The sequence below is a fragment of the Nitrosomonas sp. genome (assembly GCF_043753625.1).
GTDB lineage: Bacteria > Pseudomonadota > Gammaproteobacteria > Burkholderiales > Nitrosomonadaceae > Nitrosomonas.
Genome location: NZ_JAYUWI010000142.1, coordinates 1 through 9,304, shown reverse-complemented (window position 1 = coordinate 9,304; position 9,304 = coordinate 1). Strand labels below are relative to the sequence as shown.

At 43.6% G+C, this 9,304-nt stretch carries 9 protein-coding genes; 8 read left to right on the top strand and 1 reads right to left on the bottom strand.

Annotated elements, in window-relative coordinates:
• The first annotated feature begins 178 nt into the window (after window positions 1–178).
• The gene (locus ACH10T_RS12120) at window positions 179–1,159 is read left to right on the top strand and encodes a CPBP family intramembrane glutamic endopeptidase (protein ID WP_394809526.1); all 981 of its coding nucleotides are present in this window, start codon (window positions 179–181) and stop codon (window positions 1,157–1,159) included.
• 34 nt (window positions 1,160–1,193) lie between these two features.
• Entirely contained in the window at window positions 1,194–1,904 is a 711-nt protein-coding gene (locus ACH10T_RS12115) for a phosphoadenylyl-sulfate reductase (protein WP_394809525.1), read from the top strand.
• 176 nt (window positions 1,905–2,080) lie between these two features.
• On the opposite strand, the gene pip is transcribed toward ACH10T_RS12115, so the two are convergent.
• Window positions 2,081–3,043, bottom strand: a complete 963-nt coding sequence (gene pip / locus ACH10T_RS12110; protein ID WP_394809524.1) for a prolyl aminopeptidase — start codon at window positions 3,041–3,043, stop codon at window positions 2,081–2,083.
• 150 nt (window positions 3,044–3,193) lie between these two features.
• On the opposite strand from pip, the gene ACH10T_RS12105 reads away from it, so the two are divergent.
• From ACH10T_RS12105 to ACH10T_RS12080, 6 genes are read left to right on the top strand one after another with little or no spacing between them, the layout of a single operon-like run.
• Window positions 3,194–3,451: a hypothetical protein gene (locus tag ACH10T_RS12105; RefSeq protein ID WP_394809523.1), complete on the top strand. Its 258-nt coding sequence runs from the start codon at window positions 3,194–3,196 to the stop codon at window positions 3,449–3,451.
• The gene (locus ACH10T_RS12100; protein ID WP_394809522.1) at window positions 3,444–4,607 is read left to right on the top strand and encodes a patatin-like phospholipase family protein; all 1,164 of its coding nucleotides are present in this window, start codon (window positions 3,444–3,446) and stop codon (window positions 4,605–4,607) included. Before ACH10T_RS12105 ends, ACH10T_RS12100 begins: the two co-directional genes overlap by 8 nt.
• Window positions 4,608–4,664: 57 nt before the next feature.
• A complete protein-coding gene (locus tag ACH10T_RS12095; RefSeq protein WP_394809521.1) occupies window positions 4,665–5,387 on the top strand; it encodes a TerC family protein in 723 nt (240 codons plus the stop codon).
• A gap of 29 nt (window positions 5,388–5,416) precedes the next feature.
• Window positions 5,417–5,842, top strand: coding sequence for a universal stress protein (locus tag ACH10T_RS12090; protein WP_394809520.1), 426 nt, complete (start codon window positions 5,417–5,419; stop codon window positions 5,840–5,842).
• Window positions 5,843–5,863: 21 nt separating this feature from the next.
• Entirely contained in the window at window positions 5,864–6,628 is a 765-nt protein-coding gene (locus ACH10T_RS12085) for a 3',5'-cyclic-nucleotide phosphodiesterase (RefSeq protein WP_394809519.1), read from the top strand.
• A 22-nt stretch (window positions 6,629–6,650) separates the two neighbouring features.
• Complete coding sequence (locus tag ACH10T_RS12080; RefSeq protein WP_394809518.1) at window positions 6,651–9,035, top strand: ATPase, T2SS/T4P/T4SS family; 2,385 nt, start codon at window positions 6,651–6,653, stop codon at window positions 9,033–9,035.
• Window positions 9,036–9,304 lie beyond the last annotated feature (269 nt).

Here is a 9,304-nt window from a genome sequence, read left to right as displayed (position 1 = left end):
ACCCGTAAAATTCTTTCGCTTTATTCCCGTCATTTCCTGCTCCTTCTTAGCAGGATACCATCTTAATTTACTGTCCTGAAAGGAGGGTCCACTATAGTGTTTATTGTTGCCACAGACATCTGATTATCTCAATTTTAAGTAGAGCTGTACTTACTGCAAGGATGATTGGGCCTGCCGTATGGAAACAATAAAAGGCACTTTACTCCTTAATAACTATTTCTCGCTATACCTTTCCTATATGACAACTATTCTTTCGTATCTGCGAGAGTATGCTTCGACGATTGATGGGGAGCTGTTGCTTTTTTGTTTGATCTGGACGAGCATTCTGATCACCCTAAACTATACATTGGGTATTGAGAGTGAATTGATTAAAGGGCTTGATTCCCGTCTTGATCAATTATTAGCGCTTTTTCTGGTTTATTGCAGTGCTTTTGTGATTCCGTATTTATTTGCCATGGTATGCCGGAAACACCTGGTTACCGCTACGCCGACATTTTGGTTGCTGCTGTTAATTGCACCAGCTTTATTTGCACTCAAAGTAAGTATCGCTAATCCGCTGGAAAATAGTATAGACGGGATGTGGGGCAGTTATGTAACAAGCATTACTACGCTGCCATTTAAGTTTTTAGTTGTACTTATTCCATTAGTCGTTTTATATAAAATTCTTCCTGTGGAGCAAAGTTATTGGGGCATGACATTGAAAAATATCCAATGGCGGCCTTATTGTCTGATGTTGGTTTTGATGTTGCCCCTGATCATCTTTGCTAGTACCCAAGCGGATTTTTTAAGTGCTTATCCCAGAGTCAGGCAAGTGGCTTTTATTGTGCCGAGCACAGAAAATCTGCTGTGGTATCAATTCCTTTATGAAATAAGTTATGGAATTGACTTTATTACGATAGAATTATTCTTCCGGGGATTTCTGGTGTTTGCATTTGTCCGTTATGCCGGACCGTCAGCTATTTTGCCAATGGCCACATTTTATTGCAGCATTCATTTCTGCAAACCGCTGCTTGAGTGCATATCTTCTTTCTTTGGCGGATTGATACTGGGTATGGTTGCCCATAAAACACAATCCATCGTGGGTGGCTTGGCTGTACATTTGGGTATCGCTTGGATGATGGAAATTGGCGGTTATGTTGGAAATATAGTGATGAAATAATTTTTATAATGCAATTAAAGAATGAGTAATTAATATGTCTAAAGTAGCACCTGTAATTCAAAGTTCCAGCAACAGTGCAGGCTTAAGTGCGCAAGCCATCAGTGAATTAAATCAGCGTTACCGCTCGTTCAATTTTGAAGAACGATTACGTAGGCTTTACACCGACTTCCAGCCCGAAAGAATCATGGTGACATCTTCCTTCGCAGCAACCTCTGCATATTTTCTGCACATCATTTCCTGCATGCGGCCGCAGCAGGTTATTTTTTTTATTGATACGGGCTTTCATTTTCCGGAGACTTTGTTATACCGGGATTATCTGGTTGGACTCTATCATTTAAAAGTCGAGGATGTGAGAGCGGATGACTATCAGCATCAATACAGCGAGAAAGAAAAACTGTATGAAACCGATCCGGATTTTTGCTGCACAATTAATAAGATTAACCCGCTGGAAGCGATCAAACCCAATTATGATATTTGGGTGTCGAGCCTGATGAGCTGGCAGACGGATCATCGCGCCGGTTTGGATATTTTTGAGGAACGTCGCGGAATTATCAAGTTTAATCCAATGATCGATGTGTCGCGTGAAGAGCGCGATGCCTATATTCTTGAACACAAGTTGCCATTCCATCCGCTAGTGGCGGATGGCTACTCTTCGATTGGTTGCACGCACTGTACCGTAAAAGGTGAAGGCCGTTGCGGCCGCTGGTCGGGAAAACCTAAAACTGAGTGCGGTTTGCATCTTTAAGGAAACTCTGAATAACTGTCATTTCGAGCGTAGCAAGAAATCTATGGTATTAATTGCCAAAGATTCCTCACTTTGTTCGGAATGACATAAGAGGGTTATTCAGAGCTTCCTTAATTGTTTCGAGTAAGTTTTCCGCTGACTTGCAGCGGGGATGATCGTTGTGGTATCGCCTACGATTAAGGCATGCTCGTTTTAAACCGTTCCGTGGTTCTGATTAGTGCTGTTTGTATGCCGGATTCCCATACCGAGTGTCCGGCATCATCAATAATGATGTATTCAGCCTGTGGCCATGCGTGATGCAAGTCATCGGCACTGATGATCGGGCAGACTGCATCGTAGCGTCCTTGCACGATGGTGGCGGGAATAGTATGGAGTTTATGGATATTATCCAGTAATGAATTTTCCGGTAAGAAGATATTGTGATTGAAGTAGTGCGCCTCCATGCGCGCAAGTCCTAATGCGACGGTATCACTGGCAAAATAACTGACCGTTGCCGGATTAGGCAGTAACGTAGAGCAGGAACCTTCATAGGTGCTCCAAGTACGTGCGGCGGGCATGTGGATGGTTGGATCAGGATCCATTAGGCGCTGGTAGTAAGCGGAAAGGATGTTATTTCGCTCTGCGACAGACAATGGCGCAACAAAGTCATGCCAGGCTTCCGGAAATAAGTTACGCAGTCCATAGAGAAACCAGTCAATTTCTGCTTTGCGACAAAGAAAAATCCCGCGCAGCATAAAACTCAAGCAGCGTTCGGGATGCGCTTCGCCATACGCGAGAGCCAGTGTGCTGCCCCAGGAGCCGCCGAATATATGCCATTTGTCGATTCTCAGGTGTTGCCTGAGTAATTCCAGGTCATTAATCAGGTGAGGTGTTGTATTATCTTGAATTTCACCGAGTGGTGTTGAACGCCCTGCGCCTCTTTGATCATAGATCACAATACGATAATATACCGGATCAAAGAAACGCCGATGCGCTGCTGTTGCTCCGGCTCCGGGACCACCATGAAGAAATACAACCGGTACACCGGAAGGATTGCCTGATTCTTCCCAGTACATTGTATGTATTTTATCCAGGGATAACGCTCCTTGCCGATAAGGTTCAATCTCAGGATAGAGTGCAGTAGGGTGATGATTATTCATGATAGAGTTATTAGAATCGCTGGTTAACGGGTTGTAAAAATGATAGAAAAGAATGGCAAACATCACAGATTTCAAAACTTAGATGAATTATAGTTCTGATATATTGATTGACAGGCCACATACTGTGTCAATGTTAAAAGGATTAATCATATGCCTAATACTATACTGAGAGAACAAGAAGTTTTCATGTTACGCGGTGAGATGGAGATATTAATGAATGAACGTCAATGCCTGTTGGATACCACAGGGGCTGCAGCCATATTTGTGGCCAATCTGGATAGTACTTTATTGCCGGATTCGGCCTGTCAAGCAGCTAAGGTTTTATCAAATTCTTTAAATAATTTGCCTGAAGAGACCTTACGGGATGCGCTGGAGAAAGTGAAATCAGAGTTTGCAGTTCGTGCATGAGCAAAAAACAGATTTAGTCGCGCCTAAGGTTGGACTTGTTCTAACCGGTGGGGGGGCACGCGCTGCGTATCAGGTGGGCGTATTGCTTGCCATTGCTGAGCTATTGCCCGATAAGACACGAAATCCTTTCCCTGTCATTTGTGGAACTTCCGCGGGTGCCATCAATGCAGCCAGTATTGCAGTTTCAGCTAACAATTTTGCTGAAGGTGTTGAACAGCTTGAAGCTGTTTGGTCTAATTTTCATGTCAACCAGATTTATCGCTCAGATTTTATGGGCGTCATGCATAATACTTTACGCTGTCTGCTTTCTTTAGTATCGAGTGAATATAGTCAACATAATGCGATTTCCCTTCTGGACAATGCACCCTTAGAAGCGCTATTGAAAAATCGCTTTCCGTTTCGCTCTATTCAGTATTCTATCCGTTCGGGTGCATTGCATGCACTGGGACTTACTGCATGGGGTTATACGTCAGGGCAATCAGTTACATTTTATCAGGCAGCCAGAGAAGTGATGCCGTGGAAAAGAGCGCAAAGACTGGGTGTTCCCGTTGATATTGGAGTTGAACATTTGATGGCTTCTTCGTCGATACCATTTATCTTTCCCTCCGTGAAACTGAACCGCGAGTACTTCGGCGACGGTTCAATGCGTCAGATGGCGCCAATCAGCCCGGCGTTGCATTTGGGGGCAGATAAAGTGCTGATTATTGGTGTACGCAAAGCTGTTACTGATGAGCCTAAGCGCGTGAGTGCTTCGAGTTACCCGCCCTTTGCGCAGATTGCAGGGCATGCGCTAAATAGTATATTTGTCGATAGCCTGGATGTGGATCTGGAACGTTTGTTGCGAATTAATGAAACACTTAAACTGATTCCCCCCGAGATTTTTAAAGCAAAAAATATATCGTTGCGTCCTGTCGAAGCGATGATGATATCGCCTAGCGAGAGCATTAACGAAATTGCACAAAAATATACGCATACCTTACCGCGGATCATGCGTTATCTGTATCGTGCCATTGGTGCAATGGGACCTAATGGCTCAACTTTATTAAGTTACGTGTTATTTGAAGCCCCCTTTTGCCGAGAGTTGATTGAATTGGGGTATAAAGATACCTTGCAACAGAAAGATGAGCTTTTGAAGTTCATCGGCGTGCAAGACTAGGTATAGAAAATACTGCTGTTATTTTCTATTGGATTGAAATTCTGTTAGGGAAAATAAATGGATTTTGATAGTCCGCAATTCTGGATTGCAGTCATGCAGATCATTGCGATTGATATTGTGTTGGGTGGCGATAATGCCGTCGTGATTGCGCTTGCCTGCCGGCGTCTACCTGAGAAACAACGTAAGCTTGGCATTTTCTGGGGTGTTTTTGGTGCCATTATTTTACGTGTGGTACTGATCTTTTTTGCGTTGAGTCTACTGGCTATCCCTTACTTAAAGATTGTCGGCGCGGCTTTATTGATATGGATCGGTGTCAAATTACTGCAGCCTGAACCGGAAGGGGTGCACGAAATCGATGCCAGTACGACTTTAGTCGGTGCTATCAAAACGATTATTGTGGCGGATGCTGTGATGAGTCTTGATAATGTGATTGCTATCGCTGGGGCGGCTAAGGACGATATTGGGCTGGTGATTTTCGGTTTGGTGATTAGTGTGCCTATCATTGTGTGGGGCAGTCAATTGGTGATGAAAGTCATGGATCGTTATCCGGTAACGATTGCTATTGGTGCTGGATTGTTGGGATGGATTGCTGGAGACATGGTTGTTACTGATGTAGTCACGAAGGAGTGGGTCAGTACGCAGGCGAAGTATTTGCAGTGGGTCGCACCGGCCGCTACTGCTGTATTGATAATTGTAACGGGGAAAGTGCTGGCTGCCCGGAAGCCAACTAAACCCAAACCATTGGAAGATTTGGCCGATGAAAAGATTTCCAAACATTAGCTTCCATATAAAAAATTGAGAGACTGATCATGTTAAAAATGCTGCTACCCGTAGATGGTTCTGAAAACTCCAGTAAAACAGTGGCTGATTTCATTCAATTACTGGATTGGTACAAGGAAAAACCGGAATTTCATTTGTTGAATGTGCAATATCCGCTGGATGGAAATGTTTCATTGTTTATTAATCAGACGGACATTAAGCAATATCATCAGGAAGAAGCCTTAAAAAGCCTGCAAAATACCCGCGATTTACTTGATCAAGCTGGGATTGCTTACCAGTATCATATTATTGTCGGTGATCCCGCTGAAATGATTGTTCGATTCGCTACTGAAAAGCAATACGATCAAATCATCATGGGTCCGCGTGGAAAAGGTGGCATAACAGGTTTGTTGTTGGGATCAGTAACCAACAAAGTGATGCAATTATCAAATATTCCCGTGTTATTGGTTAAATAATGAGTTACTGAGGCAAATCTATTGAAACTCAGAATCTTGGGGTGTAGCGGAGGGATTGGAGGCGGTGCACAGACCACCGCTATGCTGCTGGATGATGATGTTTTGATTGATGCAGGAACGGGTGTGGGAAGACTGAGTTTCGCGGAGCTGGTCAAAATTGATCATATCTTTGTCACGCATGCACACTTGGATCATGTGGCCTTTATTCCTTTCTTGGTTGATACCGTAGGTTCCATACGTACCAAACCCATAACCATCCATGCGATACAAGCTACATTGGGTATATTGCAGACGCATTTGTTTAATTGGCAGATTTGGCCTGATTTCACCAGAATTCCAGATAATAACTTTCCTTACATGCGTTACGAAGCTTTATTCCTCGGTCAGACCAGTGACTTGAATGGACGAAAGATCACGCCGCTGCCTGCGAATCATGTAGTTCCTGCCGTTGGTTATCAATTGGATTCTGGTCAGGCCAGTCTGGTATTTACCGGCGATACAACGTCTAATGATGCGCTATGGACAGCCGTTAATAAGATTGAGAATCTCAAGTATTTAATCATTGAATCAGCCTTCTGCAATCAGAAAAGGGACATTGCGATCAGGTCTAAACATCTGTGTCCCAGTTTGTTGACGGAAGAACTGGAAAAACTTGAACAGACTGTGGAAATATTTATTACGCACCTGAAACCCAGTGAGGCGGATGTCACCATGCATGAAATACAGCAATGCATAGGAAGATATAGTCCGCACCGGCTTGAGAACGATCAATTATTTGAATTCTAGGAAGTTCTGGAGAACCGATACCATGAATACAATTGTAACGACACCGCTAAAACAAACGAATGCTACTGATATCAATAGCGAGTCGAATTTCGCTAAAAATTTGCAGAGTGTTACCAACAAAATAAACGCTGCCAATGATATTGACGAAATCATGCTGGAAGGTAGCAAGGATATCTGTACATTGTTCAATGCGGATCGATTGACTATTTATGCGTTGAGCGACGATAAGTCTTCTTTTATTTCCCGGGTTAAAACGGGGTTTGATTCTTTCCAAGACATGAGATTGCCAGCGACAGAAAACAGCATTGTTGGTTTTGCGGGCTTGCAGAAGCAATTCGTCAATATTGAGGATGTTTACAATAAGAGCGAATTAAAAAAAATTAATCCAACGCTTGTCTTTTCGCATGAAGTCGATAAGCGCACCGGTTATCGAACTAAGCAGATGATGGTGGCGCCGATCCTAAATGCAGATAATCAAGAATTGTTGGGCGTGATTCAGGCCATTAATAACAGAGATAATCAGCCATTTCCGGAAGCGACCGTTGCTGAGGCGATGATTGAAATCTGTAAGACTCTTGCCATTGTATTTAAACAACGCCAGAAGCCTATTCAGCTACTTAAATCAAAATACGATTATTTGATTTTCGATGCAGTGATTTCTGCCCCCGAGTTTGAGTTAGCGACGCGTTCGGCACGAAAAAAAGGATGCGATCTGGAAGATGTGTTGCTCGACGAGTTCCAGATTGCTTCGCCACTCATCGGCAAAGCGCTTTCTTTATTTTTCTCGGTACGGTACGAGCCTTTTAAAAAGGATCGGATTCGGCCGATGGATCTGCTTAAAAATTTAAAAAAGGATTATGTTGAAAGTAACTCCTTGTTACCGATTGATGAAATTAAAGAAGGGTTGGTAGTTTTAACACTGGATCCTGAACGGATTAAATCGCAGCGCATTGCTAACACTATTTTTCCCAAGCACAAGATTATCTATGCGGTTACCACCAAGCGTGAGTTTAATGCAACGGTTGAGCAGTTTTATGGTGGTAGCCAGGATGAGAGTGATACAGGCGATATTAATGAGATGCTGTTTAATCTTGGGGATGAGCATGTTGGAGAAACGCTCAACGAAATAGAGGAATCTTCAGAAGCTTCGGACAATGAGCTGGTCAAGCTCGTCAATAAAATCATTATCGATGCCTATAAGATGGGAGTATCGGATATTCATGTCGAACCTTACACAGGAAAAGAGAAAACCAAAATACGCTTTCGCAAGGATGGTTCATTAATGCCTTATATCGAGGTTCCGGCCAGTTATCGTAATCCACTGGTAACGCGCATTAAGATCATGTGTGATATGGATATTTCCGAGAAGCGTAGGCCGCAGGATGGCAAGATCAAATTCAGGAAATTTGCGCCATTGGATATTGAATTGCGCGTTGCGACCATTCCTTCAGCGGGCGGTCTGGAAGATGTTGTCATGCGTATTTTGGCTACCGGTGAACCGATTCCGCTGGATAAGATGGGGTTTACTGCGCACAATCTGGATGAGCTGAAGAAAATAATCAGTAAACCGTATGGGTTATTTTTTGTGTGTGGCCCAACTGGCTCGGGAAAAACGACCACGTTGCATTCGGTGTTGAAGTATCTCAATCGCACAGAAACCAAAATTTGGACGGCGGAAGATCCGGTTGAGATCACCCAAAAGGGGTTGCGTCAGGTCCAGATTAACGTCAAAGCAGGTTTGACCTTTCCGGTCATCATGCGATCTTTTCTACGTGCCGATCCGGATATCATCATGGTTGGCGAGATGCGCGACAAGGAAACCACCAGTATCGGGATTGAAGCTTCATTAACGGGACATCTAGTTTTGGCTACATTGCATACCAATAGCGCGCCGGAATCTGTAACCCGTTTGCTGGATATGGGGATGGACCCGTTTAATTTTGCCGATGCGCTGCTGGGCGTTTTGGCGCAACGGCTGGCGAAGCGTCTGTGTAAATGTAAAGAATCGCATGTGGCCAGCGAACATGAAATCAAGTCTTTATTAACAGAATATTGTGATGAATTGAATCATATTGACCGGTTCAAAGCGAACCCGGAAGCGGCCTATCAGGAAGTTTATGATCAGTGGATCAAACAATACGGGGATGACGAGGGTCAGATTACATTGTGTAAACCAGCGGGTTGTGATGATTGTGCTGGCACCGGTTTTTCCGGTCGGGTAGGGTTGCATGAACTGATGATTGCCAGCGACGCATTGAAAAAGAATATCCAGGAACATGCCCGTGTCGCGGAAATGCTGGTGACGGCGCTGGGTGATGGGATGCGAACTCTAAAGCAAGATGGAATCGAAAAGGTGTTACAGGGGGCTACCGATATTCATCAGGTGCGGGTGGTTTGTATCAAGTAATTGATTTTATTGGAATGCTGCTAAAATCTATTTCGCTGTGGTGTGCGGAAAGTGACAAAAATTGTCACTTTCTGACGTAATGCGCCATATGTGAAGCACATAACATCTTCGTCGAGATCTTCCTAATGCATCTCGTATCCTTTCCCAATCAGGTGTCACTTCCAATTAAGTAGAGCTTACTAAAAAAGTATAACTAACTGTTTTAATTTAATAGTATTTAATATTTTGGTAAAATGGTGCACATAAATATGTGAATTAACACCAAAAAC